Origin of the sequence: Acinetobacter sp. 16 (assembly GCF_033439925.1) — a bacterium.
Taxonomy (GTDB): domain Bacteria; phylum Pseudomonadota; class Gammaproteobacteria; order Pseudomonadales; family Moraxellaceae; genus Acinetobacter; species Acinetobacter junii.
This window is the reverse complement of sequence record NZ_CP137746.1, coordinates 523,108-548,297: the sequence shown is the minus strand read 5'-3', so window position 1 is coordinate 548,297 and position 25,190 is coordinate 523,108. Positions and strand designations below refer to the sequence as shown.

General features: G+C 39.2%; 26 protein-coding genes and 2 pseudogenes. 11 read left to right on the top strand and 17 right to left on the bottom strand.

What is annotated here, in order from left to right:
• Positions 1-22: 22 nt before the first annotated feature.
• From R2H34_RS02580 to R2H34_RS02570, 3 genes are all read right to left on the bottom strand, one after another.
• The gene (locus R2H34_RS02580) at positions 23-472 is read right to left on the bottom strand and encodes a hypothetical protein (RefSeq protein ID WP_004958841.1); all 450 of its coding nucleotides are present in this window, start codon (positions 470-472) and stop codon (positions 23-25) included.
• Between the two features lie 66 nt (positions 473-538).
• A complete protein-coding gene (locus R2H34_RS02575) occupies positions 539-1,681 on the bottom strand; it encodes a PIN domain-containing protein (RefSeq protein ID WP_004958836.1) in 1,143 nt (380 codons plus the stop codon).
• Positions 1,682-1,741: 60 nt separating this feature from the next.
• On the bottom strand, positions 1,742-1,987 hold the full coding sequence (locus R2H34_RS02570) for a SlyX family protein (RefSeq protein ID WP_004916571.1): 246 nt from the start codon (positions 1,985-1,987) through the stop codon (positions 1,742-1,744).
• Between the two features lie 32 nt (positions 1,988-2,019).
• Here R2H34_RS02570 and R2H34_RS02565 point away from each other — a divergent pair, with 32 nt between their 5' ends.
• Positions 2,020-3,933, top strand: a complete 1,914-nt coding sequence (locus tag R2H34_RS02565; RefSeq protein ID WP_279675993.1) for an ATP-binding cassette domain-containing protein — start codon at positions 2,020-2,022, stop codon at positions 3,931-3,933.
• 53 nt (positions 3,934-3,986) lie between these two features.
• On the opposite strand, the gene R2H34_RS02560 is transcribed toward R2H34_RS02565, so the two are convergent.
• Positions 3,987-4,481, bottom strand: coding sequence for a DUF4334 domain-containing protein (locus tag R2H34_RS02560; protein WP_052242937.1), 495 nt, complete (start codon positions 4,479-4,481; stop codon positions 3,987-3,989).
• Between the two features lie 254 nt (positions 4,482-4,735).
• Between R2H34_RS02560 and R2H34_RS02555 the strand changes: the two genes are divergently transcribed.
• Positions 4,736-5,671, top strand: a complete 936-nt coding sequence (locus tag R2H34_RS02555) for a lauroyl acyltransferase (RefSeq protein ID WP_153569668.1) — start codon at positions 4,736-4,738, stop codon at positions 5,669-5,671.
• Between the two features lie 240 nt (positions 5,672-5,911).
• Here R2H34_RS02555 and R2H34_RS02550 read toward each other — a convergent pair whose 3' ends face one another.
• Positions 5,912-7,057, bottom strand: coding sequence for an endonuclease/exonuclease/phosphatase family protein (locus R2H34_RS02550; RefSeq protein ID WP_318342404.1), 1,146 nt, complete (start codon positions 7,055-7,057; stop codon positions 5,912-5,914).
• Positions 7,058-7,246: 189 nt separating this feature from the next.
• Here R2H34_RS02550 and asd point away from each other — a divergent pair, with 189 nt between their 5' ends.
• The 5 genes from asd (at position 7,247) to truA (ending at position 13,121) form a co-directional block, all read left to right on the top strand.
• The gene (gene asd / locus R2H34_RS02545) at positions 7,247-8,365 is read left to right on the top strand and encodes an aspartate-semialdehyde dehydrogenase (protein WP_151690564.1); all 1,119 of its coding nucleotides are present in this window, start codon (positions 7,247-7,249) and stop codon (positions 8,363-8,365) included.
• 140 nt (positions 8,366-8,505) lie between these two features.
• Positions 8,506-9,924: a hypothetical protein gene (locus R2H34_RS02540; protein WP_004916586.1), complete on the top strand. Its 1,419-nt coding sequence runs from the start codon at positions 8,506-8,508 to the stop codon at positions 9,922-9,924.
• 63 nt (positions 9,925-9,987) lie between these two features.
• Positions 9,988-11,295, top strand: a complete 1,308-nt coding sequence (locus R2H34_RS02535) for a hypothetical protein (protein ID WP_004916589.1) — start codon at positions 9,988-9,990, stop codon at positions 11,293-11,295.
• A gap of 44 nt (positions 11,296-11,339) precedes the next feature.
• Positions 11,340-12,308: an asparaginase gene (locus R2H34_RS02530; protein WP_318342403.1), complete on the top strand. Its 969-nt coding sequence runs from the start codon at positions 11,340-11,342 to the stop codon at positions 12,306-12,308.
• A 15-nt stretch (positions 12,309-12,323) separates the two neighbouring features.
• Positions 12,324-13,121 (top strand): tRNA pseudouridine(38-40) synthase TruA, encoded by a 798-nt coding sequence (gene truA, locus R2H34_RS02525; protein WP_004916595.1) that lies wholly within the window; start codon positions 12,324-12,326, stop codon positions 13,119-13,121.
• Positions 13,122-13,162: 41 nt separating this feature from the next.
• On the opposite strand, the gene R2H34_RS02520 is transcribed toward truA, so the two are convergent.
• Positions 13,163-14,170: an AraC family transcriptional regulator gene (locus tag R2H34_RS02520; RefSeq protein ID WP_004916600.1), complete on the bottom strand. Its 1,008-nt coding sequence runs from the start codon at positions 14,168-14,170 to the stop codon at positions 13,163-13,165.
• Between the two features lie 230 nt (positions 14,171-14,400).
• Between R2H34_RS02520 and infA the strand changes: the two genes are divergently transcribed.
• Complete coding sequence (gene infA, locus R2H34_RS02515; RefSeq protein ID WP_001284370.1) at positions 14,401-14,622, top strand: translation initiation factor IF-1; 222 nt, start codon at positions 14,401-14,403, stop codon at positions 14,620-14,622.
• A gap of 59 nt (positions 14,623-14,681) precedes the next feature.
• On the opposite strand, the gene R2H34_RS02510 is transcribed toward infA, so the two are convergent.
• Positions 14,682-15,053 (bottom strand): lysozyme inhibitor LprI family protein, encoded by a 372-nt coding sequence (locus R2H34_RS02510; RefSeq protein WP_039047639.1) that lies wholly within the window; start codon positions 15,051-15,053, stop codon positions 14,682-14,684.
• A 156-nt stretch (positions 15,054-15,209) separates the two neighbouring features.
• Here R2H34_RS02510 and R2H34_RS02505 point away from each other — a divergent pair, with 156 nt between their 5' ends.
• Positions 15,210-15,617, top strand: coding sequence for a hypothetical protein (locus R2H34_RS02505; protein ID WP_004916606.1), 408 nt, complete (start codon positions 15,210-15,212; stop codon positions 15,615-15,617).
• Positions 15,618-15,677: 60 nt separating this feature from the next.
• Here R2H34_RS02505 and leuB read toward each other — a convergent pair whose 3' ends face one another.
• The 4 genes from leuB to leuC all read right to left on the bottom strand — a co-directional run bounded on the left by leuB (position 15,678) and on the right by leuC (position 19,607).
• Positions 15,678-16,757, bottom strand: a complete 1,080-nt coding sequence (gene leuB / locus R2H34_RS02500) for a 3-isopropylmalate dehydrogenase (RefSeq protein ID WP_004916609.1) — start codon at positions 16,755-16,757, stop codon at positions 15,678-15,680.
• Between the two features lie 45 nt (positions 16,758-16,802).
• Positions 16,803-17,378 (bottom strand): hypothetical protein, encoded by a 576-nt coding sequence (locus tag R2H34_RS02495; RefSeq protein WP_004958798.1) that lies wholly within the window; start codon positions 17,376-17,378, stop codon positions 16,803-16,805.
• 147 nt (positions 17,379-17,525) lie between these two features.
• Entirely contained in the window at positions 17,526-18,176 is a 651-nt protein-coding gene (leuD, locus tag R2H34_RS02490) for a 3-isopropylmalate dehydratase small subunit (RefSeq protein ID WP_004958794.1), read from the bottom strand.
• Positions 18,177-18,188: 12 nt separating this feature from the next.
• Positions 18,189-19,607, bottom strand: a complete 1,419-nt coding sequence (gene leuC, locus R2H34_RS02485; protein WP_004957685.1) for a 3-isopropylmalate dehydratase large subunit — start codon at positions 19,605-19,607, stop codon at positions 18,189-18,191.
• Positions 19,608-19,926: 319 nt separating this feature from the next.
• Here leuC and R2H34_RS02480 point away from each other — a divergent pair, with 319 nt between their 5' ends.
• Together R2H34_RS02480 and R2H34_RS02475 are read left to right on the top strand one after the other, a co-directional pair.
• Positions 19,927-20,133 (top strand): DUF2061 domain-containing protein, encoded by a 207-nt coding sequence (locus R2H34_RS02480; RefSeq protein ID WP_017397277.1) that lies wholly within the window; start codon positions 19,927-19,929, stop codon positions 20,131-20,133.
• A 51-nt stretch (positions 20,134-20,184) separates the two neighbouring features.
• Positions 20,185-21,048 (top strand): LysR family transcriptional regulator, encoded by an 864-nt coding sequence (locus R2H34_RS02475; RefSeq protein WP_004916621.1) that lies wholly within the window; start codon positions 20,185-20,187, stop codon positions 21,046-21,048.
• Between the two features lie 2 nt (positions 21,049-21,050).
• Here R2H34_RS02475 and R2H34_RS02470 read toward each other — a convergent pair.
• From R2H34_RS02470 to R2H34_RS02445, 6 genes and pseudogenes are all read right to left on the bottom strand, one after another.
• Positions 21,051-21,503, bottom strand: a pseudogene (locus R2H34_RS02470) (hypothetical protein); the annotation flags it as partial.
• A complete protein-coding gene (gene tnpC, locus R2H34_RS02465; protein ID WP_004684361.1) occupies positions 21,494-23,098 on the bottom strand; it encodes an IS66 family transposase in 1,605 nt (534 codons plus the stop codon). The gene tnpC and the pseudogene R2H34_RS02470, both read right to left, overlap by 10 nt.
• A gap of 74 nt (positions 23,099-23,172) precedes the next feature.
• Complete coding sequence (gene tnpB / locus R2H34_RS02460) at positions 23,173-23,508, bottom strand: IS66 family insertion sequence element accessory protein TnpB (protein ID WP_004642106.1); 336 nt, start codon at positions 23,506-23,508, stop codon at positions 23,173-23,175.
• Entirely contained in the window at positions 23,505-23,888 is a 384-nt protein-coding gene (gene tnpA, locus R2H34_RS02455) for an IS66-like element accessory protein TnpA (protein WP_004684363.1), read from the bottom strand. The genes tnpB and tnpA overlap by 4 nt, the downstream gene beginning before the upstream one ends.
• An 87-nt stretch (positions 23,889-23,975) precedes the next feature.
• Positions 23,976-24,326, bottom strand: a pseudogene (locus tag R2H34_RS02450) (hypothetical protein); the annotation flags it as partial.
• Positions 24,327-24,397: 71 nt separating this feature from the next.
• The gene (locus R2H34_RS02445) at positions 24,398-25,144 is read right to left on the bottom strand and encodes a sporulation protein (protein WP_004957674.1); all 747 of its coding nucleotides are present in this window, start codon (positions 25,142-25,144) and stop codon (positions 24,398-24,400) included.
• Positions 25,145-25,190: the final 46 nt, after the last annotated feature.

Below are 25,190 nucleotides of genomic sequence, written 5' to 3'. Positions count from 1 at the left end.
TTTCCTATGATCAATCAATAAATTAGCGTTGTGCTAGTTCGTGTAAATAAACTTTTATATCTTCAAGCTGAGTGGCTCTGAGATCAGTTTCTTCATCCCAATACAGTCCCACACAGTTTGCCTGCATATCAATAGCATAAACTCCTTTTAATGCAATGGGTAAGTCATTAAATTTCTGATCACCCTGCACAACCTGAAGCTTGCCATCAACAACTCTTGCACGCATAAGTGCCAAGCGAGCATCTGGAATAAGCACACTATAATAAGCAACCATACTGGCGCGTTTTTCAGATGCCATTGGAATTTTCGTCCACTCAGGCGCAACGATGAGTCGTGGGTGTAATCCCATTTTGCGAGCTTGATCGCGCATTAAACCGAGTGCTTTTTCTCTTGGACTCACACGTAAACCAAAAATAGAGCCAAGTACAAATAGTACAATGGCAACAGTTATCCAAATTCCAACATTACTCATTAAAGGTGCCCAAAACTTCCTTTTATTAGCGTTACATAAGTTGAATGAAAAAGGCAAGTTGAGTTTTTACATCTCTTCCAAATAAATATTATTTGATATTTTCATCACAAACGATTTCTGTATTTTTATTTCATTCAAAACATAAATGATTTTTTGAATCAGTTTTTCTTTAGACTCTTTCTGACAAACCTTAAAGTCAGGTATCGCCATATCCATGGGAGAATGTTGTGGCAATAATTCCAAATTTGACCATCTTCTAATATTGTTATCTATGTAAATAATTTTCCCATCATCTAAGTTCTTCACAATGCCATAACGAAGAAGAAGCTTAGATCTATTCTTAGCTAAACTATCACTTTCCAACTTTAAAACTGATTTAATTGAATTATTTAAGCTAGATAAACTCGACGGCTTTCCTTGTTGCTTAATTAAATAATCACAATATTCTTTAATTTGCCGTAGATGAAATTTTTCTGAAATATCCTGGATTTCAGGGATTTCTTCAATTATCTCGGACTTATTTGGATTTTCATTGTGTGCTATTTCAGATTTATTTAAAAAAGTTTTTAAATTCTCTCGATTAAGCGTAACTCCTTGTGCGCTAAACTTAATCATCTTGAAATTCATCAACGTCTTGATTAATTTTTCAGCCTCTTTAGTCGTAACATTTGCCCATGATTTAACACCATTTAATAATGCTTTTTCATTACTTGGCATGTTTTTTAGTTTTGAAAGAATACTAATAAGATGCTTTAATTTTAATGTAAAGTCAGAATCACTTAAGTTATTTGGAGCTAAAACTAGCGATGGTTGCTCTTTTATTTTTTCAACCTCTTTCACCTCCGAAAGCATTTTAAGTTGTGATGCTTGAAAACCCATTATCCTCAACAAATCAACAATATACTCTAAAGCCCCATCATTAGACATGACATCAAAGCAAGTCTGATTTTTATCCATTTGAATTGAAAGTTGCCCTGCTAAAAATGCAAGACCAAAATCAGCAGCATCTTTACCAATTTTAGGCATTTTAATGACAACTAGCTTTTTATCCATGACAAAAGGAGAAAATTTAATTAATGCATCTAAACTTAAAGTCACAGGAGACTTTGCGTAGACTAAATACACGCAAGCATAAGTTTTCAATAGTTGTAATAGCTCTTTTTCAGTTTTATGAATATTTTCAATATCCAAGAGCAAGACTTTTTTCATTTTTATCTCTAAATGTAAAATCCGCTAATTTCATCACTTTAGCGTTTAAGATTTATTTTATCAATAATGCGGTGGTTTGTTACTCATTGGATCAAACGGTGCAATTCCTTCTGACAAGTCTGAAGACTCAACGCGTTGGTATAAAAGCTGCATTTGTTTCTTCAAAACTGCTATTTCTTGTGTCTGAATTGCGAGCTGTTGATTGAGTTGCTCAACTAAATCGTCTAAAAATGCAATTCGCACTTGCAAATCTTCAATGGGTGCGGACAATGACGCGTGATCATCAAAATTTTGTTGTTTAGTCATTTCAGACCTCATCTGAGCTTTTAGGAAACATTATGGCCTATATTACTTTAAGGGATGTCCATCTCGCATTTGGCGGACCAGCCCTACTCGACGGCGCGAACTTTAACCTAGAACGTGGTGAACGAGTCTGTTTAATCGGTCGTAATGGTGAAGGTAAGTCTACTTTACTTAAACTGATTGAGGGAAGCTTATTACCCGATAGTGGTGAAGTTTCGATTCAAAATGGCTTAACCGTTTCTATGTTAGCCCAAGATGTTCCAATGGATTCAGGCAAAGTTGCCGACATTGTGGCGGATGGTGCAGGTGAAGCCGCAAGTGTCTTAAAAGAATATCATGAGGCAAGTGATGCTTGTGTGCTAGGTGATATGGATGCCTGCGACCGTATGGGTATGCTGCAGCATAAGCTAGATCAGTTAGATGGCTGGGCATTAGAAAATAAAGTAAATACCATTTTGGGTAAAATGGGACTCGACCCAAATGCAGATTTGGCTGACCTATCAGGTGGTCGTAAACGTCGTGTATTACTGGCGCGCGCGCTACTCACTCAACCTGATGTTTTATTACTCGACGAACCGACCAACCATTTGGATGTGGAAAGTATTGAATGGTTAGAAAAATTCCTATTAGATCAAAACAATCTCACGCTTTTATTTATCTCACATGACCGTTCATTTGTAGATAGCATTGCGACCCGTATTGTTGAACTCGATCGTGGTATTCTGCGTGGCTATGAAGGTAACTATTCACGTTACTTAGAACTTAAAGCTCAGCAAATGGAAGCTGAAGAAAAACAGAATGCTTTATTTGATAAAAAACTTGCTGAAGAAGAAGCTTGGATTCGTCAAGGTATCAAAGCACGTCGTACCCGTAATGAGGGTCGTGTTCGTGCTTTAAAAGCTTTGCGTGAAGAATCTAAAGCTCGCCGCTTCCAGCAAGGCAAAGTTAGTATGGCGACACAAGAAGCCAACCGTTCAGGTAAGTTGGTCTTTGAGATAGAAAACTTAAGAGTTAGCTATGATAGTAAACCACTCATTAAAGATTTCTCTGCAATCGTATTACGTGGTGATCGTATCGGTTTAGTCGGTGATAATGGTGTTGGGAAAACCACACTCATCAAAGCGATTCTAGGTGAAATCCAACACGGCGGTTCGGTTAAAACGGGTACACAACTCGAAGTTGCTTATTTCGATCAACTTCGTAATGCACTCGACCTCGAAAAAACCGTTATGGCGAACGTATCGGAAGGCTCAGACTTTGTCGATGTGAATGGTAACCGTCGTCATATCTATAGTTATTTGCAGGACTTTTTATTCTCACCTGAACGTGCACGTACACCTGTGAAAGCCCTTTCTGGTGGTGAGCGTAACCGAATTCTATTGGCAAAACTTCTACTCAAACCATCAAACTTAATTGTGATGGATGAGCCAACCAATGATTTGGATATGGTGACACTTGAGTTGCTTGAAGAAATGTTGTCTGAATATAAAGGCACTTTGTTACTCATCTCGCATGACCGTGCATTTATGGACAACGTCGTCACCTCAACCTGGGTGTTCGATGGAAAAGGTAATATTGATGAATACATTGGTGGTTACCAAGACTACTTGGAGCAACGACCAGATCAGAAAGTCGTTGATCAAAAGAGTGATGTAAAAAAGGCACAAGCCAAGGCTGAAGCTGCTGCATTGGCTGCCGCAACTCCAACGCCAAAGAAAGTGAAGCTAAGCTATAAAGATCAACGTGAGCTTGAGCAACTTCCTGCTGAAATTGAGAAATTAGAAGCAGAACAAACTGAACTTTCAGAGAAACTAGCGGATGGTTCATGGTTTGTGAGTGATGCCAATGCAGCGACTTTAGCCAGCCAACGCTTAGCTGAAATTGATGAGTTATTGCTTGAAAAATTAGAGCGTTGGGATGTATTAGAAAATCTTAGCAAAGGTTCATAATTCATTTCACAAGCCCAATCTTCAGGATATTACATAGTAATTTGAAGATTGGGCTATTCCCATAGATGTTTACTTCCCTCATCTCGTATAAGAATAAAAAAATATGGCTGAGCTTGATCTTTTAAATCCATCCACCCAAGCACTGTATTTTGATCAATACGCCTAAAAACATCATAAATCGGTTTTTCATCATAAATCATGGTGGCAGATGATTTACCTCTAAACTCAATCATCCTTAATCTTGCTTTACTTTTATCTGTTTTGAGTAATCTCAATCCTCTCACCAGATACTTACTCTTACTTTTTAAAAAGCTAAAATCTAAACCTAATGGCAACCATTTCGGATCAATACTAAATAAGTTAGAACTTTTCGGGTTCAGTAAAACCAGTGGAAATACTGTTTCATCGTCTATAAATTTTTTCCCATACCAATTTGCTTTATCCAACAGACCATTCATTGGATGACCAGTGATGACTTCCAAACCTTTCCATTGACCATGCATAAACTCGCAATCAATACTCTCTAAATGATCAAAATAATTTATCATTTAGAGAGTATCCATTTTCTTGCCATCAAATATTTCTGAAATATTCATCTGTCTTTTTACCTTAATTATTTTAGCTATCCCTACAATCAATCTATTAAATAACTGATTTTTTATACAGCACTTCAATAGAGTAAAAATCAACCACCATTCTATGATTTTTATTGTCAATACAACAAACCTCCTAGAACAATTATTAGAAAAGCAACTTCGTGTTACACTTCGCAAAAATTCAACTTCTTTACGCATCTAAGTCTATGAGCCAACAACAGTCTTATATTCCTGGCGAATTTCGATGGGAATTTTTACTTCCAAAATACTGGAAAATTTGGATCGCCATTATTTTCCTTATGCTTTTGGCTATTCTGCCTTGGGCAATTCAGTGGCGCTTAGCACATGGACTAGCAGCATTATGTTGGTATCTATTGAAATCACGTCGTAAAACCACACTAAGAAATTTAGAAGTTTGTTTTACTGAATGGTCGCCTGCCGAAGTTGAAGCTCAAGCCAAACAGGTGTTTGTCGACATGATGTTAGGTGTGTTTGAAACTCTAAATGCGTGGTATTGTCCACATTGGTTTAAAGGTCGACATACCATAGAAGGCTTAGAGCATATCCATGATGCCAAAGCCGAAGGTAAAGGCATATTGTTACTCGGCACACACAGTACCTTGCTTGATGCGGGTGGTTATATTTGTGCTCAATACTTTGAACCCGATGTTGTTTATCGACCACAGAATAATCCAATGTTGGATATGTTGATTTATCGTTGTCGAGCGACTATTTATCAACAACAAATTGATCATGATGATATGCGAGGCTTAGTACGTCGTTTAAAAGATGGCGGTGCTATTTGGTATAGTCCAGATCAAGATTTTGGTTTAAAACAAGGTGTGATGGCTCCCTTTTTTGGTGTGCCTGCTGCAACCGTGACTGCGCATCGTCGTTTATTAAAAATCTCTAAGTCCGTTGCAATTCCATTGTATTTTTACCGTTATGGTGATATCCACAATCCACAATATAAAGTACTCATCGAACCAATCGTCGAAAATATGCCAAGTGAAGATGAAGTAGATGATGCGATTCGTGTAAATAAAATTATTGAGGCTCAACTACGTATTGCACCGACACAATGGATGTGGTTTCACCGTAGATTCAAAACTCGAGCAGAAGGTTACGAAAAAATCTATTAGAAAAAATTAAAACCCGAGTTTCGCATCCTGCAAAACTCGGGCAAATAAGGTTGTGCTTTCACATCTTTGTTATTATCTTGCTTCCGTAGCAGGCATCATATCCATAATGCATTTTCCATCTCAGCGTCGCTATCCTTAAACGGAAATCCATTCCTGCGTCCATGTGCTGATGTATTTAGAATAAATCTTTTAAGTAGATTAGACCATTCGTTATGGACCTAAATCCCTGTACGTTATGGCTTACAATACTCCTTGTCTACTTTCCTTTTCCATCGCTTGTTTATGAGGTTGTGCTAACTCATCCACAACAATTTTTTCTTCTTTCTCAGCCTTTTCTATACCGTCTTGAATCGCCTCTTTCGCCTCTTGCTCATCATCAGCCGTTTGCTCCAACTCTTGTTGCTGTTGTTCAAAAATACGACCCGTTTGTAAAACCACATAAATTGGAAAATGATCTGAACCAATATGTGCCAATCTTTTCATATCAACCAAAGCAAAATCTGTACTGTGGAAAATGTGATCGAGTGACCATCTTAATAGTGGATAATCGGCATGAAAGGTATTCATGAAATAACGACCAACACGTGGATCTAATAAACCACTGATTCTCTGAAAAAGACGCGTTGTTCGTGACCATGCCACATCATTTAAATCCCCCATCACGATGCAACTCTGATCGAGGTCTTTAATTTGGTCACCCACAATTAATAATTCTGCATCTCTTAGAGTGGAATCTTTAGCTTCCGTTGGACTAGGAGGCTTAGGATGCAAGCAATATAGCTGCACTTTCAGGCCAGAAGACAAGGTTAAAGTCGTATGAATGGAAGGGATCTCATCACTTAAGATAAATTTCACTTCTGTATCGTGCAATGGCAAGCGACTATATAGATGCATACCATATAAGTTATCTAAAGGTACGGGCACGCGATAAGGATAATCTTGTTCAATGTGAACTAACGCATTTTGCCAACTTGAATCTGACTCTAATGTCAGCACAACATCAGGTTTTAATTTGTCTATATGCTCAAGTAATAAATGATATTTATTATTTGGCGTCAATACATTGGCAACCAGCAATGAGATTTGCTGGTTTTCATTGATTTGCTCAGGCTTAACTTTTTGAACTTGTTTTTTCCAAATCGGGGTATATGGTAGAACCATTTTCAACTGATAAGCGATTGCTGCGACCAATCCAACAAACAGCAACTCAGTAGTCAAGGTCCATTCGGGAATGGCAAATAACATTGCAAAAAAGGCGAAGAGACCGATTGCCAGAATCTGTAAGCGCGGAAAGTCCGCACCTCTAAACCACCACTCATCTCTGGGGATTAATGACCAAAACGAAAGCCATATAACCAATACTGCACAAATCTGAATCCATATCATGTTCATTTTTCTCGTGGGGATGTCTTAGATTCTCAATAAAGTTATGGCTTTATCAATTTTCTATCTAATACAAACAAATTATTTCACTCAATTAAATTATCGTTTTATTTACGTAAAGCTTGCAGTTGTGGTCGCTTTTGATACACTCATACCCCTTAAAAGTTTTTTGAAATACCGAGGCACAATGACATGAAAGTAGGTCTGGTCGGTTGGCGTGGGATGGTGGGTTCTGTCCTTATGCAACGTATGGTTGAAGAGAATGATTTTGCTCATATTGAGCCATTCTATTTTTCTACCAGTAATGCAGGTGGCGAAGCGCCTTCATTTGGTGGTAAGACTGCCCCAGAACTTATGGATGCTTCAGACATTAAGAGTCTGAAACAAATGGATGTCATTTTAACCTGCCAAGGTGGTGACTATACCTCTGATGTATTCCCAAAACTTAAAGCAGAAGGTTGGGATGGTTATTGGATTGATGCTGCGTCTACCCTTCGTATGGCTGATGATGCAATTATCGTACTTGATCCAGTAAACTTAAATGTGATTAAAGATGGTTTAGTCAACGGAACAAAAACTTTCGTTGGTGGCAACTGTACAGTTTCACTTATGTTGATGGGTTTAGGCTCTCTGTTCCAAAATAATTTAGTGGAATGGGCAACTTCGATGACTTATCAAGCAGCTTCTGGTGCTGGTGCGCAAAACATGCGTGAACTCATCACGGGTATGGGCTATTTGTACAACAATACTAAAGAATTACTAGATGATCCAAAATCTGCGATTCTTGATATTGATCGTCAAATTGCTGACTTACAACGTGGTGAAGGTTTCCCTAAAGCAAACTTTGGCGTGCCACTCGCTGGTTCATTGATTCCATACATCGACAAACAACTCGAAAGTGGTCAATCAAAAGAAGAATGGAAAGGCCAAGTTGAAACCAATAAAATCTTGGGTAATCAACAAATCGTTCCAATTGATGGTCACTGTGTTCGTATCGGTGCAATGCGTTGTCACTCACAAGCAATCACTTTAAAGTTGAAAAAAGATGTTGCGCTTGATGAAATTGAAGACATGATTCGCAACTCTAGCCAATGGGCTAAAGTCGTTCCAAATACTCGTGAAGCTTCAATGACTGACCTGACGCCTGTTGCAGTAACAGGTACTTTAACTGTTCCTGTAGGTCGTTTACGCAAGCTAAATATGGGTAAAGAATATTTAGGTGCATTTACAGTAGGCGATCAGCTACTTTGGGGTGCTGCTGAACCTTTACGCCGTATGCTTCGTATTTTAGTTGAATACAAGAACGCTTAAGCAAAAACACCTAAAAATCAAAAGCCGATCACACTTGATCGGCTTTTTTATGTTTTCACTTTTGAAGAATTTACAATTCATTTACATCACGGTAATGTATACTTTTACACGACTATAACATCACTTTTTCATGGATCGAGATGACTGTTTATAACAAATTAAAAATTGCCATTTTAGCCATATTTTCTTCGCAACATCTTTACGCAATTACACTCGATCCGTTGCAAGTTCAATCTGCGCCTGGGGAATTACTTTACGCTGAGATGAGTTTTCATCAAGCAGACACGAACTCAAAACTAGAAGTGAGTTTAGCTACGCCTGAAGATTTAATGATGATTGGCGCAGCACACCAACCACCATCTGGTTTAAATTTTTTTACAAGACGCAATAGCCAAGGCGAAGGAACGATTGTTATTACTTCCACACGCCCAATGACTGAAGCTGAATTAAATATTATTTTAAAAATTCAGGAAGGTAGCGCATCACATTTAAAACATATCCGACAGCCTATTCGTAGATCTGTTGATCCTGTTTTAGCTAAATCAATTGCCGAAAAACCGCTTACACCTAAGTTTATTGTGAGTGAAAAAGATATCGCATTAAACTTACCAGTGAGTACTCGATTTAATGCCAATACATCTGAGTCAAAAGAGCAAAGTTTAAAACAAGAAACTTTGCTGAATGCACCATATAAACTTCCTCCTGTTTTAAATAATGATGATTCTTCAGTAAATGCTGAAGCTATTTCAATTGCACCACAACCAAGTGCGCAGCCAAATACGTTACAACAAACAGCCTCAGCAAATAATAACGTCAATGCTGAACAAGTTGCTCAAACTCCTGCACCTTCGAAAGTCGTTGAGTCTTCGCAAACACCACAGACGGATCTCAATAGTGAAAAAACGATTGCTCGTCAGGACATGAAAAAGGTGGAAACAACACCAACTCAACAACCTAACAAAACTCAGCAGGCAAAAGTCAAAGCACCTGAGCAGAAAAAACTAAATTCTGAAAAAAACCAACAACACGTAGTTCAACGCAATGAGTCTCTGTGGAGTATTGCACAGCAAATCGCAAGTCAGACTCAACAGCCAGTAACACAAGTCATGTCTCAAATTAAAAAACAAAACGAACATGCATTTATTGGGGGTAATCAAAATAGAATACGCCAAGGTTCACGTTTAAACTTTAATCTAAGCAATATTCCAAGTCGTCCAGCACAAAATGCTAATCAGCTTGCAGCACAAACCACAACTGTACCTAATAGACGTACCAAATACCGTTTACAACAAGCTGAAATGTCTCTAGTTGCCGAGAGTAATCAAGATTCCAGCACAGGAAGTGCGAAGAAGGACACATTACAACAAAAAACCAGTGCTGATTTATCATTAAAAGTTATGACAGCAAGGGAAAAAACCGTTACATTACAACGAAACGTGACTCAGTTAGAGTTGGCATTGCGTCAAAAGGAACAGCGTATCCAGCTATTAAATGCTCGACTGGCTGAATTACAAGAGCAACTAAAAGCTCAACAGGAAACTAAAAAGCCAACACGCTAGGTTACGAGAAGATTCTCATAAATTTACACTAAAAGCTGCTCTAATCTTTAAGGGGTGAAGATCATGTCAACTATCATCATTGTATTGTTAGTTATTGTATTAGTCGTTGCGATCGTTTTAAAAAAACGTGCTGACAATGAAAATACAGCAACTCCTAAAAAAGGAGGTGCAGCCAAATCTCAAAAGAAAGCAGCATCAAAAAAAGTTGCGACCAAATCAACACCTATTGCTGAAGTCGAAACACAACAACAGACAAATAAAGTTCAAGCCAATACACCTGTACCAACACAACTGAAAGAAAAGATTGAGCAACTTATTCTTGCTAATAACTTTCAAGCTGCTGAAGCTCAAATCAATCAGGCACTTAAAACAGATGATTCTCAGCATGACTTGTATATCTTATTGTTAGATCTTCACATCGCTCAAAAAGATGATTTTGCAATTAATCAGTTGATTAAACATTTACAAGATTTAGAACTAAATTCACTGATCCAAACTGCACTGGACAAGAAAAAAGAATACGAAACCAATAAACCTTCAGATGCTTTAGAATTTCATTCTAGCAAAGGCCATTTTGGTCAAACATCAACTATTATTGAAACTCCTGTACAAGATAATTCAGCAGATTTTGATGCATTGGTTGCTTCACCTAGCCCAGCTGAATCATTTGATCAACTTCAAACGGAAGTTACACCGCCTCCAGTTGAAGAGCCAAAAATAGAAGCTGAACCTACTCCTGAAGTTAAACCTTTAGATTTTAGTTTTTCTTTTGAACAAAAAGAAACTGCTGAACCTGCAATAGAAATTGAAACCAAATCCTCGCCTGAACCTGAATTAACAGAATCAAAAGATCAAGCCTCTCTTGAATTTTCTTTCAACCTCGAACCTACAACCTCACCTACTGTCACTGAACAGGAAGTCAAAGTTGAAGAAACCAAATCTGGTCTAGATTTTAGTTTTGCTGATCTTGAACTAAAAACCCCTGAACCTGAAACAAAAACTGAAGCACCAATTCATTTAGATTTAGACTTCAATCAACCTGAAGTTAAGCTTGAAGAACAGCCAGTCTTTGACAAAACGGCATTTACATTTGAGATTAACGAACCGACAACGGCTGAAGAAACTCAACCTGAACTCATCACACCAGTCTCTCAAACAGCACCTGCTCTTTCAACTAATGATCCTTTAATGCAATCTTTTCCAGATTTGCAAACTATGGACGAAGCTCAACTTAATCTTGATCTAGCAGAACAATATATTGAATTAGGTGCTTATGAATCTGCGCGAGTTATATTGCAGACCAATCAATCACTTTTTAATCAAGATCAACAACAATACGTAGAAAAGTTACTGAATAAAATAGCTTCCTAAATTTGATCAGTCTAATATAAGCAGTCTCTCGGACTGCTTTTTTTATGATGAAAAAAATTGCTTTGATCTACATGGGTGGTACGTTTGGCTGTGTCGGTAATCCGTTAATGCCAATGCCTGAAAATGAGTTTATTCCCTTACTTGAAAAAGTCATTCCACCCCATCTTGACGTTGATTGTTTTGCAGCACCTAGTATAAAAGACAGTTGTGCTTGTACGACTGTAGATTGGCTGAAGCTTATTCAGCAAATTCAAGACCTTCAACTCAAAAACTATCAACATTTTGTCATCATTCATGGCACTGACACACTCAGTTATGCTGCAGCGACACTTGCACGTTTCTTGGGACAGTCATCTCATATTATGATTACGGGTAGTCAATATCCTCTACTTAATATTGAAGGGAATGACTCTCGAGAATTTACTGATGCTCTCGGGAATCTAAATTTAGCACTTGAGCAGGTACTTAGCCTTCCTGTCGGTACATATTTAGCATTTCATCAACATATTTTCCATGCGCAAACTGTTCTCAAAGTACATACGACTGAATTAGATGCTTTTGCAGGCATTGATGCACATCAATCATGCCAAACTTCTATCGAAAATTTTATTGTTCAAGCTGAACATATAGAACGTGCCTCATCATTAACCGTATTGAATTTAATGTTGCAGCCAATCGCAAAAGAACAACTTGCTGCTCAACTCGAAAATTTAATTAAAAACCCACCACACTTCTTGATATTACAAGGGTTTGGGACAGGAAATATTGCAACCAATTCCGAATTATTGAATTTATTCGAAGCATTATATGAACGAGGTTGTGTTGTCATTATTAGCTCACAAGTGGTGTTTGGTAAACTTGATCAACGATACGCTGTGAGTTCTTGGATTGAAAATGCCAAAGTATTAATCAATGATTGTCATAGTCATGCGGATTTATATGCAAAAGCATTGCAAATGTATTTAAAATACCCGACTCATGTTCAATGGTTTGAACATTGGAATACACACTAAGATTGAGGTTTAAGCATGCAACGTTACGCGATCGGTATTGAATTTTGTGGTACTCAATACCGTGGTTGGCAAACTCAACAAGCAGGCGTTGTAAGTGTGCAAGAAACCATCGAAAAGGTACTCAGTAAAATCGCCGACCACCCTGTCATTCTTCATGCTGCTGGACGGACTGATGCTGGCGTTCATGCAACCAATATGGTCGCACATTTCGATACCACGGCCATTCGTCCCGAACGTGGATGGCTTATGGGAGCAAATAGCCAACTCCCCAAAGACATTTCTATTCAGTGGATCAAATGCATGGATGAAAATTTTCATGCACGTTTTAAAGCAATGGCTCGTCGTTATCGTTATGTAGTATATAACGCCCCCACTCGTCCTGCTTTACTCCACAAACAAGTCACGCATCTATACCAAGAATTAGATGTGCAAAAAATGATTAAAGCTGCTGCGAAATTTGAAGGCACTCACAATTTTGAGTCATTCAGAGCTGCCGCATGCCAATCCAATCAACCTGTACGACATGTAAAGCATTGTCGTTTATTTGAACATGGTCGCTATTTAGTTTTAGATATTCAAGCCGATGGTTTCTTACACCACATGGTTCGAAATATCATGGGGTGCTTACTTGAGATCGGGCAAGGAATGTATGAGATTGACCATATAGACACGATGTTTGCTGCCGAAGATCGTCGCGCAGCAGGAATTACCGCTCCCGCAGATGGTCTATATTTTATCCAATCTTATTACCCAGATCAGTTTGATTTACCTCAGCTGCCTCTCGGACCTCACTGGTTAAATCTACCCGAATAAAAAAAAGCCCTCTTCTTGAGGGTTTTTCCTGATGTAAAAGATTAACGCTGTTTTCTTTTACGATACTCAACAGGGGTTTCATTCGTCCAGCGTTTGAATGCACGATAGAATGTACTTGGTTCTGAAAAGCCCGTTAAATAAACAATTCTTTCAACACTTTCATTGGTATTTGCCAAAAGTTTTTTCGCCAAACGACAACGATAATCGGAGAGGATTTGCTGAAAACTGGTATTCGCCTCGCTAAGCTGAGTTCTTAAACGACGCGGTGTAATGTTGAGCTGGGCTGCAACGGTTTCTAAAGTTGTCTCACCGCTTTCTAATGTTGAGCCAATTGCACGACGTACTTCACCCACCAGATCATAGCGAGCTAATTCTTGTAACTTCTCAATCGCAAGTTGCTCGTGTAGTTGTAATAATTCTGGTTCGGCCTGCCATAGTGGATAATCAAGCACAGCCATATCAAAATAAAGACGTGTTTCTTTCTGACCTAAACTGACAGGGCAGCCATACACTCTGAAATACTCATCATCATCAGCGCCTTCATTGAAATTGAAATCAATGAAGATCGGCTGAAATTGTCCTTCGGTAATGAACTTGAAGAAGCGCAAAATACCTGACATCGCACATTCAGAAAAATGACGATTGACTAAATTATCAGGCCAATATTGTTCACCATTGCTTAAATAGCAACGACCATCTTCTATGACTAACTTCGCATCAAACGCATCACTTATCAGACGTTGATAGGCTAACGCACGTTTAAGCCCCTCACCAAACGTTTCACTACTGATAAATAAGTGTTCAATGACTTGACCACGATATAATGGAAGATGCTCACCTAAATGCAGACCAATATCTGGATCATTACTCACTTCCTGTGCTGCGATCCAAAATGCATTTTGAGCACTTAAAGGGGTTCTGGCATTGGTATCAACTTGATTTAGAGCAACACCTGCTTTTGTTAAAATCTCTTCAGTTGGTAATCCTGCTTTACGAATTGCCTGATAACCAAAGCGCAATACAACCGATGCATCTGTTAACTGACCCACGCAGTGCCCTTCCCTGTAGATACTTTATTATGACAATAAGCGATGATTTTAGATTAACGTTGATTGACCAAACTGACAACACTATTATGCTTCTTTTGTTAAAAAAAAATACAGATTGTTAGACAGTTTTCTCAAAATAAACGTTGCAGCCTTTGCTAAGCCAGCGTCTTGTAAATTTTAAATAAATTGACTATAATTTGCGCCTTTCCAATTTGATCATCAGGTAGGCCATGGCCAATAAAGAGGAACTCATTGAGTTCGAAGGCGTTGTCACCGAAACGCTTCCTAATACGATGTTCCGTGTACGTTTAGAAAACGGTCACGAAGTTATTGCTCACATTTCTGGTAAAATGCGTAAACACTATATCCGTATTTTAACAGGTGACAGTGTTAAAGTTGAAATGACACCTTATGACTTAACTAAGGGTCGTATCACGTACCGTGCACGCTAAGATTAGTGAATGCAAAAAAGCCACATGATTTGTGGCTTTTTTTATATCTATAAATTGCGCTATTCACTCAAACGTGTAGTTTTACAGCCTACTGTCTGACATTCACGTAAACGCTCTAATAGCCAATGATTGCGCTCTTGTGTCGTTGATAAGCGACATTGTACATCTACAGAAACTTGCTGATCATCAGTACATTCAGCATCTCTATAGCGAATCCAAGCAAGTTGTGACTTTTTCAAAATTTTTTGTTGTGTTTCATCTAATTTCAGACGTAATTGCTGGTAGTTCTTATTCAAATCTGCATCAGCACTCGCATAAATCTTATTGGTACAATAAATATCATCATAGGTATTCCGAGCTTTATCACAATTATTTGCCATCGCGAATGTTGATGCCCCCCCCAAAATTAAACCTAAGATGATCTTATGCATGAGTTCTTTCCAAACAGTTTATTACCCAAATATCTAAGCATATTTCGCAAGAATTGAACATTGCCGACCGATAGACGAGTTTGTATATTTTTGTTTAATGGTTTTAAATAGATAGATGATCATTCATTTAAATACTTGCTCAATAAAGGATGACTTATGCAGTATTACAAGGTATGGATATTAGCAGTATTTATTTTATTACAAGCATGTACCACACCAAATTGGAGATCGGTACAGCTTCAAGATTATTTACAACCCTATATCGGTCAACCAGCAAGCAACATTCAACAAAACTTGAATCTTAGAGAGTTAGGTTTTCAAACATTAAAAGCACCTAAAAAAACCGATGAATATTTAATATTTACTGTGCTACGTCCAATCAATATTCCTGTGCCTATGACACAAAGCATAGGTGAAATAGGACCAACTATGACTGGTACTCGATTAGGATCAATAACAACTAGTCAGCAATCTTATGATGTTAATTTTTACTGTCATATTATTTTTGAATTAGATCAGCAACAAATTGCTCGTTCAATACGTTATGAAGGTAAGGCGTGCTAGCAAAAATTTGCAATAAAAAACGTAGCGCAAGCTACGTTTTTTATTGAGTTCGATACCGAATTAGTTGAGCGCCGAAACTACAGCCTCACCCATCGCATCTGTTCCAACTTTTGTCATCCCTTCAGACATAATATCTGCTGTACGTAGGCCTTGATCTAAAACTTGACCTACAGCATCTTCTATTGCTTTCGCAGCAGCTTCTTCACGGAATGTGTAACGCAACATCATTGCAACTGAGAGCACTGTTGCAAGCGGATTCGCAACATTTTGACCTGCGATATCAGGTGCTGAACCATGACATGGTTCGTACATCCCCTTACCATTTTCATCTAAAGATGCTGATGGCAACATCCCGATCGAACCAGTAAGCATAGCGGCTTCGTCAGACAAGATATCACCGAATAAATTACCAGTCACAATAACATCAAACTGTTTAGGAGCACGTACCAATTGCATTGCAGCATTATCAACATACATATGAGACAGTTGAATATTTGAATACTGCGCTTGCTGTAAATCAGTGACAGTTTGCTTCCACAATTCAGTGACTTCTAGCACATTAGCTTTATCTACTGAACAAACTTTACCACCACGTAATCCAGCTAATTCGAATGCAACTTTAGCAATACGCTTAATTTCACTTTCTGAATAAACATCGGTGTTATAACCTTGTTTCTCACCGTTTTCTAACTCACGGATACCACGAGGCTGACCAAAATAAATACCACCCGTTAATTCACGTACAATCAGAATATCTAAACCTGCAACGATTTCTGGTTTCAAGCTAGATGCATCTGCCAATTGTGGATACAAAATCGCTGGACGCAAGTTAGCAAATAAATTGAGTTCACTACGGATTTTTAACAAACCACGTTCAGGACGAATCGAACGCTCAATGCTATCCCACTTAGGACCGCCTACAGCACCCAACAAAATAGCATCTGCTTTTTTAGCCTGTTCACTTGTTACAGCTGGATATGGTTCACCATGTGCATCAATTGCAGAACCACCGAGCAATCCATGTTCCCATGTTAAACCTAAGTTAAATTTATCATTGACCTTAGTTAATACTTTTTCAGCTGCACCAACGATTTCAGGACCAATTCCATCACCCGCTAGAATTAAAATATGCTTAGACATCTATTTTTCCAGTTTCATGTAAGCAGTTACGACACTGCACGTCGATTAAATTTTCTTTTCTACAAACTCACCCAATCCCGTACTGACATCAAATGGACGACAGAAACGGCGGATTGTTCGTTGCTCTTGTAGTAAATCCACACATAAAGGTTCAGGCACAGAAACTTTTAACAAGCTACCTGACTGATGTGCTCTATCTCGGTACATTTTGAAGGTATAGCGCTGGTTAGACTTAAACGCATGAATCACATGAAAGGTTTCGGCACGGTCTGGTGAAATAGGATAATAACGAATCACTACTTCATATTGTTTAGCAGGCACGCTGAGATAAACTTGTTGCTTCCGACTAAACACTGGACCATGTAACCGAACGATTCCTTTTTCCATTGCTTGTGAGCTAATACGACGTGATTTGGGATCCATCACGACAGTATCACCTAGTCGTTCAAACTCACAGTTATCGACACCTGAACAATATAAAGTTGCATTTTCCGCTTTGTCTTCTAGTGCATTTTGCGCAATACGAACTTGATCAACTACATTTGGTGCATTCTGACACGCAGTTAAAGTCGTACCGACAAATAAACACAGCAAACTACTGCGAGCGAATTTTCTTTTCATTATTCAAGCCCAGTCCTCATTTCATGCAAACATGCAAGCAAATTGTATTCGCTTGCATGTTAACAAGAGTTCAATCACCGCGCTATGGTTATGTTCAAAATGTCTCCAAGACATCGCTTCATATTTACATTTAAATAATATAAATAGCTAAGCTTGGATCTCTTGAAACACCCATGGGCGTTGTTGTTTTGCCTTTTCTTCGTAACGACGAATATCATCGGCAGCTTGTAATGTTAAGCCAATATCATCCAAACCATTTAATAAGCAGTGCTTACGGAATGGGTCAATTTCAAACTTAAACGCCTCTCCATTCGGAGTACGTACTTCTTGTGCAGCTAAATCAATTGTAAGTTGATAAGCTTCTGTTTCAGCACACTCTTTAAATAACTGATCAACAATCTCTTCAGATAAGATCACCGGCAACATGCCATTTTTGAAACAGTTATTGAAGAAAATATCTGCAAAACTTGGTGCAATTACTGTACGGAAACCATATTCATTTAATGCCCAAGGCGCGTGTTCACGGCTAGAACCACAACCGAAATTAGTACGAGCCAATAGAATTGTTGAACCTTGATAGCGCGGTTTATTTAAAACAAAATCTGGATTCTTAGGACGTTTACTAATGTCCTGCCCCAAATAACCTTCGTCCAAATAACGCAACTCATCAAATAAGTTATCGCCAAAACCTGTGCGCTTAATTGACTTCAAAAACTGTTTTGGAATAATCAAATCCGTATCGACATTGGCACGATCTAAAGGTGCAACAATACCTTGTTCTACAGTGTATTTTTCCATGATTTAGCTCCTTTAGAATGAACGAACATCAACAAAATGACCTGCAATTGCTGCCGCTGCTGCCATTGCTGGACTAACCAAATGAGTACGTCCACCATTACCTTGACGACCTTCAAAATTACGATTTGAAGTCGATGCACAATGCTCACCTGGTTGCAATTTATCAGCATTCATCGCTAAACACATTGAGCAACCTGGTTCACGCCATTCAAAACCTGCTTCCAAGAAAATCTGATCTAAACCTTCTTGTTCTGCTTGTTGTTTGACTAAGCCAGATCCAGGAACAATCATCGCCTGTTTAATGCTAGCAGCAACTTTACGACCTTTGACAACTTCAGCAGCCGCACGAATATCTTCGATACGTGAGTTTGTACAAGAACCAATAAACACTCGATCTAATTGGATATCTGCCAATGCTTGACCTGCATTTAAGCCCATATATTGATATGCACGTGTCCAATCATTACGTTGCACGTCATCTTTAGCTTGCTCTAAAGTCGGTACTGCTTGTGATACAGGAATAACCATTTCTGGTGAAGTTCCCCAAGACACTTGCGGTTCAATTTCTGCACCGTTTAACTCAACAACAGCATCAAACACAGCATCTGCATCAGAATGCAAAGTATTCCAGTATGCAACTGCTTGATCCCATTGCTCTGCTTGAGGTGCGTAGTTACGACCTTTTACATATTCAATGGTTTTATCATCTACAGCAACCATACCCACGCGTGCGCCAGCCTCGATCGCCATATTACAAACAGTCATACGACCTTCAATCGACATATCACGGAATACTTGACCACCAAATTCGATTGCGTAACCTGTGCCACCCGCTGTACCGATTTTACCAATAATCGCTAAAACCACGTCTTTTGGAGTTACACCTTTACCTAATACACCATCGACACGAACAAGCATATTCTTCGATTTTTTCTGTACCAAGCATTGAGTCGCTAAAACATGCTCAACTTCAGATGTCCCAATACCATGTGCTAAACAACCGAATGCACCATGCGTAGCCGTGTGAGAATCACCACACACAACAGTCATACCAGGTAATGTTAAACCTTGTTCTGGACCAACAACATGTGCGATACCTTGACGAATATCATTAATACCAAATTCAACGATATTAAAGGTCTTACAGTTATCATCTAAGGTTTGAACTTGGATACGAGAAGTATCATCTTCAATCCCTGCAATGCCTTGTTCACGCTCTTTTTTAGAGGTCGGTACATTGTGGTCTGGTGTTGCGACATTGGCACTTAAACGCCATGGTTGACGTCCTGCAAGCTGTAAACCTTCAAATGCTTGTGGACTAGTCACTTCATGTAATAAATGACGATCAATGTAAATTAAACACGATCCATCATCACGCTCAGTGACTAAATGATCATCCCATAATTTGTCATATAATGTTTTGCCTGCCATGTCTTCGCTCTCCGTAGTGCTTGCCATAGGACTGGGTATTTGTAATCTTAGCTTGATTATAACAACTGTTTCACATAAATCTAATTTATCATTTTTATAAATTAGCAAACTTTTAGGAATAGAAAACTCTTTCAAATGATTCCGGATTTCAAATGATATATAAGCTTGAATTATATAAAAAACTAGAAACTAGCACTCATATGAAGACTTATCGTTGATTCATTTATAAATTCAATAACGACAAGCTAAAAATTCTTTTTTACAACACAAATGATAATGATTATTATTTAAATAATTAAGATTTAAAATGGTGCCTCAGATGGCAAATATTCAAAAATTCGTGATAAATAACCAACGAACTTTAAAAAAAACCTTGAGTTACTACATCATGCACATCACTGTTGCTATGATGGTGGCATATCTAGTGACAGGCAATTTGATCATGGCAGCAACGCTCAGTTTGCTTGAGCCAACAGTGCAAGCCTTTGCATTTTTCTTCCATGAAAAAGTATGGAGTCGTTTCTAGAACCTATCCGTTGCAGATACAACGAATTTAAACGCCTTATGGAAAGCCAATATGAATCTTGCTGCTTTTGAAGCATTTGTGAAAGTGATGGAAACAGGTTCTATTTCAATCGCTGCAGAATTATTATTTATCACTCAACCTGCAGTCACTAAACGTATTCATAGTTTAGAAGATTATTTTGGCGTAAAATTATTTGAGTCAGCAGGTCGTGGTATTCAACCAACACATGCTGCACATTCATTACTTCCAAAAGTAAAGACATGGTTAAATGAATTAGGTGAGATTCACCACACACTTAGCCATGAACAGACTCAGGTGCAAGGTCGCCTTAAAATTGGCACTAGCCATCATATTGGTCTACATCATCTCGCTGAACCACTTAAGAAATTTGTTCAACTTTTTCCTCAAGTCACTTTGGATGTGCATTTTGTCGACTCTGAACAAGCACATGAACAAGTCCTTGCAGGAGAGTTAGAACTTGCCTTTTTAACGTTACCCCCAGCAGGTGATGATCGACTCAGCTACGTGACTATTTGGAATGACCCCTTAGTATTTGTGAGCGCACCTTTTCATCCTTTGGCAAAACAAACTCAACTTAATCTTGAAGATTTGATCGCCTATCCTAGTCTTTTGCCTGCTGCACAAACTTATACGAGTCAAATTACGTTGTCAGAGTTTGAAAAGAATGGTCTAAAACCAAAAATAACCATGAGTAACAATCCTTTAGAATCTATCAGGATGCTTGTTTCAATAGGTTTGGGTTGGTCGGTTTTGCCTAAAACTTTTCTAAACGAAGATTTAAAACAACTCGATTTAAATTTAAAAATGAATCGTCAACTCGGTATGGTTTGGCATCCCGCGCGAATTCAATCTAGAGCTGCTGAAGAGCTGATTCAACTGATGAAAAACGATTAAATTTAATCCCCACCACAACTGCTACAACTACTTCCACAACTCGATGATGAGGACGACTGTTCTTGCAAGTATTTTGCATAATCTTTAGTCATTTTATCCAAATCAAAGTGTTGTCCATGCTCCCAATTCAAAGCTTGGTCAATTGCAAATAATCGAGGCATTTGCGTCGTGTTTCTAGGATCATATCCATGCAACATACAACTATATTTCCATGCTTCAAATAATTGCTTCGCTTGTTGCTCTGCTTGAGTCTCATCACCATAAGGATGATGATTCAACTCTCGGCCAATAGTCTGAATGCATAATTTTCTGTATTGATCAGGATATTCCAACATCTCATGCCATAAGGCATCGACTGCGTTTGAAGGCATTGCATATGCTTGCTGTTGAATTGCGTGCAGGGCTAGATAATCTGTAAGCGTCCGCTGAACCCCATGCCTATTTTTTAATTTGAGTTGGATTTCCAGCGATGTGGTAGTAATTCTTCTATTTGGGTCGCTTTATGCGTCGGCAGCCTTTTCAGCACATCACTGAGATAGGCATACGGATCCAACCCATTCAGCTTTGCTGACTGGATTAAAGTCATGATATTTGCCGCTCGCTGTCCACTGCGCAGCGAACCTGCAAACAACCAGTTCTTACGGCCCAATGCCCAGGGACGCATTGAGTTCTCTGCCCAGTTATTGTCAATGGGTAGATTGCCATCATCCAGATAGCGGCTTAAGGCTGGCCAACGCTTCAGACTGTAATTGATGGCCTTGGCGGTTGGAGAACTCGATGGCACCGTCAGATAATGTTGGTTGAGCCATTCACACAGTTGTTGCATCACCGGTTGGCTGTGCTGTTGTCGGTATTCGCGGCGGTGTTCTGCTGTACCATCGGTCTTTTTCCTGAGTTCTGCTTCTATCGCATACAGTTTCTGAATCATCAGTAATGCCTGTTCAGCGATCTGACTTTTCCCGGTCACATGTAGCTCATGGAATTTACGACGTGCATGCGCCATGCAGCCCACCTCTATGACATCGCCTGATTTAAAGCGTGCTTTATAACCACTGTAATCATCACAGACCAGATGGCCCTGCCAGCCATTCAGGAACTCTTCTGCATGCTGACCTGAACGGCTATCCTGAAAGTCATAGATCACCGCTTGAACTGGATTGTACTGTGTAGTGGCATAGGCCCAGACATAACCTTTCTTCGGTTTTTTCTCATCATCACCCATCCGCATGATGGTGACCGGCGTTTCATCGGCATGGATCACCCGCTGTTGCAGCACCACCTGTTTTAAGGCATTGGCCAGAGGTTCCAGTTCCACACCGCAGCGACCTATCCAGTCAGATAACGTTGATCTAGAAAGCTCGATTCCCGCCCGCTGATAGATCAGACGTTGACGGTACAGCGGTAAATGATCGGCATACTTCGATACCAGCACATGGCTGAGCAGTTCAGGTGAAGCAATGCCTTTATCAATCACATAGGCAGGCATCGCTTGCTGAGTCAGGGTGTCACACTGATCACAGACCCATTTGCCACGCACATGCTGTTCCTTATAGAACTGTGCCGGTCTGAAATGTAGTTTTTCACTGATATCTTCGCCGATACGACGCAAGGTGCAGCCACAAGCACATTGGGTTGATGTTGGTTCATGCTCGATACGGATGGTGTGTAGATGATCGGGCAGCAGTCGACGTTTAGGTTTGTTGACTGTGGCTTTGTGTGTCGCTGCATCAGTTTTATCTGCATTCAGCCGTTCCAGTTCCAGATCAACAGCGGCAATATCTTCTTCGACCGCTTCATCCCACAGATGGATTTGTTTTGCGGTGAGATGTTCGTTTTTACTGCCAAATTTGTGCTGTTTAAATAGTGCGAGCTCATGCTCGTATTTTTGCGTGAGAATGGAAAGATGTTGAACTTTGGCATCCAATTGCTGGTTTGATTTTTCTAATTCTTGATTTGATTGTGCCAAAGACTGATGCTGCATTGCCAACTGCCGGGTAAATTCCAGCAGTTGTTCATGGGTCAGTTGGCTTAAATCAGGCAGCGTATTCATGACCGCAGTATGCCTGAGGTCATGACGCAGAGGAAATAGAACGTTTGGAGAATAGCAGAATGGACCAAGCTAGTTTAGAGCATCGTCACCACCTGCTGTCGTCCAATGCGCTGCCAAGGCAAACCCTGGATCAGTGCCTGTAACTGTTCTGGGCTGAGGGCTACGCTTTCACCCTGGTGAACTTTAGCCCAGTGAAATTTTCCCTGTTCCAACCGCCGGGCACACAGCCAGATGCCCAGTCCATCATGTACCAGCACTTTCATGCGATGGCCACGTTTATTACAGAACAGGTAAGCACAATGCGGTTTGATGTAGCCAAAGGCTCTCACCACCTGAGCCATGGCCGTATCCATACCTGCACGCATGTCCATGGGCTGAGTAGACAACCAGATTTCATCGATACGGATCATGTTGTAAGTGCCTTGAGTAATTCTGCTAAAGCAGATATTTCTGATACTTGCCATTTCAAGCCAATTTCTGCTTTTGAGTGGGGTAAAGTAATTTGAACCGTTAACATGCCAGTAGGGATAGGATCTAATGGTGCGGAGCAAGATAAGGTAATAAATGCAGGTTTATTCGGTAGTAGTGAGCGATCATTCCCTGGCTTAGCATCAATTAAGCGAATCCATTTGGATACAAGATTTGTATTCAATCCATGTTGCAAAGCGACCGAAGCAATTGAAACCTCCGATGCTTTACACGCCTGAACGATCTGCTGTTTAAATTCAGCACTATATGTTCTTCGTTTTATCGTAAGAGATGCGATGGATGTCTGGTTATTTGTAGTCATAAATTTAAGTTCCCACTTGTTTTTAAGTCAGGACTAAATTAAGGCTTATAGGACGAATTCATAAGGTGTGTTCAGCGGACGCTTACGATAATCTTTAAATCCTACCTCTATCAGACGACGTTGATTTAAACTAATATGCGGATAGCGTTGTTGTAACGATCGCATAAAAACAGGGTCAAGTTTTATCTCTTGAATCTTTTGTAGTTTTTGTCTTCTGCTTCGAATGATCAGTAAATGGTTAAAGACCAGCAGCATCCATATACTCGGCAAAATCACCCAAGCTGTAAACAGATGTTGTTGCCAACTAAACATTAGTAGAACAATCAAGATGGGCAATATAATCCATCGTATTTTTAAGTGTTGTTGTTGTCGATCTAGTTTCAGTAACGCATCAAGCTTAGGGGAAGTATTTTCTTCCTGATTTATTTTTATTTTCATAGTTTTATCTTAAGAAGAAAAGATGACAGTTATATGACAAAAACCTCCCAAATGGGAGGCTTTTAACTTGATTATGCAATCTGTAATAAACGGCGAATTTGCTGTGTGATTTGATTCACATCAAGGTTTTGATTTGAAATCGTCATCGTCAATAATTGATCTGAACGGAATGTACGATCAATTTCTAACATGATATGGGTTTGCTGTGCTTCTGCGACGAATGAAACTTCTACCTCATTAAAGCCACTAAACATATGTGAGGATACAAACTCTAACTCCTGATAGCAGCCAATTGTCGATCTAAAGTTTCGAGCTGTAAGCTGTCCTTTTTCGACATCAACTGTAGATAAAACAAAACCACACTGTTGCATCGCTTGTAAAAAGCTTTGCATTGCTGCTGTTGGCAGTACTTTTAGATAATCACGATCAGTGGCATCTAAGCCCCAATCGACATCCATATGAGTCTGAATCCAAACTCGCGCACCATTTCTACGACACGCAACTTCTGTAATTGGTGTTTCAAAAGGCAATTGGATACTAAATGGGAAAGAATGAGCCTGATGTGCAGGTAATAAGAATCTCGAATTCACTAACCATTCTTGTAAAACCAAAGGTTGATTAAACTCATGATCACCAGATTCTACTTCTGCCATCGTCATCAATTGTAAATAAAGACCATTAATTTCTTTATCAGAAGATCCCCCTTTGAAACTAATTTCCCCATGCAGTGTCTCACCTGCTTGCAAGTTTGGATTCTGTAAACGTGTTTCTACAGTCACGCCTTGAAGACCCAAACCAGACATAATTTTATTAAACATTTTTCTCTAACCTTTCGAATTATTTCATATCATCTGTAGCAGCATA

Excerpts from the sequence above, each read along its gene's own strand:
- R2H34_RS02565 (WP_279675993.1), top strand. The coding sequence starts at position 2,020 with ATGGCCTATATTACTTTAAGGGATGTCCATCTCGCATTTGGCGGACCA.
- leuC (WP_004957685.1), bottom strand. The coding sequence starts at position 19,607 with ATGGCAGGCAAAACATTATATGACAAATTATGGGATGATCATTTAGTC.
- R2H34_RS02540 (WP_004916586.1), top strand. The coding sequence starts at position 8,506 with ATGACTGTTTATAACAAATTAAAAATTGCCATTTTAGCCATATTTTCT.
- leuD (WP_004958794.1), bottom strand. The coding sequence starts at position 18,176 with ATGGAAAAATACACTGTAGAACAAGGTATTGTTGCACCTTTAGATCGT.
- R2H34_RS02495 (WP_004958798.1), bottom strand. The coding sequence starts at position 17,378 with ATGAAAAGAAAATTCGCTCGCAGTAGTTTGCTGTGTTTATTTGTCGGT.
- asd (WP_151690564.1), top strand. The coding sequence starts at position 7,247 with ATGAAAGTAGGTCTGGTCGGTTGGCGTGGGATGGTGGGTTCTGTCCTT.
- R2H34_RS02535 (WP_004916589.1), top strand. The coding sequence starts at position 9,988 with ATGTCAACTATCATCATTGTATTGTTAGTTATTGTATTAGTCGTTGCG.
- R2H34_RS02570 (WP_004916571.1), bottom strand. The coding sequence starts at position 1,987 with ATGACTAAACAACAAAATTTTGATGATCACGCGTCATTGTCCGCACCC.
- R2H34_RS02580 (WP_004958841.1), bottom strand. The coding sequence starts at position 472 with ATGAGTAATGTTGGAATTTGGATAACTGTTGCCATTGTACTATTTGTA.
- tnpB (WP_004642106.1), bottom strand. The coding sequence starts at position 23,508 with ATGATCCGTATCGATGAAATCTGGTTGTCTACTCAGCCCATGGACATG.
- R2H34_RS02530 (WP_318342403.1), top strand. The coding sequence starts at position 11,340 with ATGATGAAAAAAATTGCTTTGATCTACATGGGTGGTACGTTTGGCTGT.
- R2H34_RS02550 (WP_318342404.1), bottom strand. The coding sequence starts at position 7,057 with ATGATATGGATTCAGATTTGTGCAGTATTGGTTATATGGCTTTCGTTT.
- truA (WP_004916595.1), top strand. The coding sequence starts at position 12,324 with ATGCAACGTTACGCGATCGGTATTGAATTTTGTGGTACTCAATACCGT.
- R2H34_RS02475 (WP_004916621.1), top strand. The coding sequence starts at position 20,185 with ATGAATCTTGCTGCTTTTGAAGCATTTGTGAAAGTGATGGAAACAGGT.
- R2H34_RS02445 (WP_004957674.1), bottom strand. The coding sequence starts at position 25,144 with ATGTTTAATAAAATTATGTCTGGTTTGGGTCTTCAAGGCGTGACTGTA.
- R2H34_RS02555 (WP_153569668.1), top strand. The coding sequence starts at position 4,736 with ATGAGCCAACAACAGTCTTATATTCCTGGCGAATTTCGATGGGAATTT.
- R2H34_RS02560 (WP_052242937.1), bottom strand. The coding sequence starts at position 4,481 with ATGATAAATTATTTTGATCATTTAGAGAGTATTGATTGCGAGTTTATG.
- R2H34_RS02510 (WP_039047639.1), bottom strand. The coding sequence starts at position 15,053 with ATGCATAAGATCATCTTAGGTTTAATTTTGGGGGGGGCATCAACATTC.
- infA (WP_001284370.1), top strand. The coding sequence starts at position 14,401 with ATGGCCAATAAAGAGGAACTCATTGAGTTCGAAGGCGTTGTCACCGAA.
- R2H34_RS02480 (WP_017397277.1), top strand. The coding sequence starts at position 19,927 with ATGGCAAATATTCAAAAATTCGTGATAAATAACCAACGAACTTTAAAA.
- R2H34_RS02575 (WP_004958836.1), bottom strand. The coding sequence starts at position 1,681 with ATGAAAAAAGTCTTGCTCTTGGATATTGAAAATATTCATAAAACTGAA.
- R2H34_RS02505 (WP_004916606.1), top strand. The coding sequence starts at position 15,210 with ATGCAGTATTACAAGGTATGGATATTAGCAGTATTTATTTTATTACAA.
- tnpC (WP_004684361.1), bottom strand. The coding sequence starts at position 23,098 with ATGAATACGCTGCCTGATTTAAGCCAACTGACCCATGAACAACTGCTG.
- leuB (WP_004916609.1), bottom strand. The coding sequence starts at position 16,757 with ATGTCTAAGCATATTTTAATTCTAGCGGGTGATGGAATTGGTCCTGAA.
- tnpA (WP_004684363.1), bottom strand. The coding sequence starts at position 23,888 with ATGACTACAAATAACCAGACATCCATCGCATCTCTTACGATAAAACGA.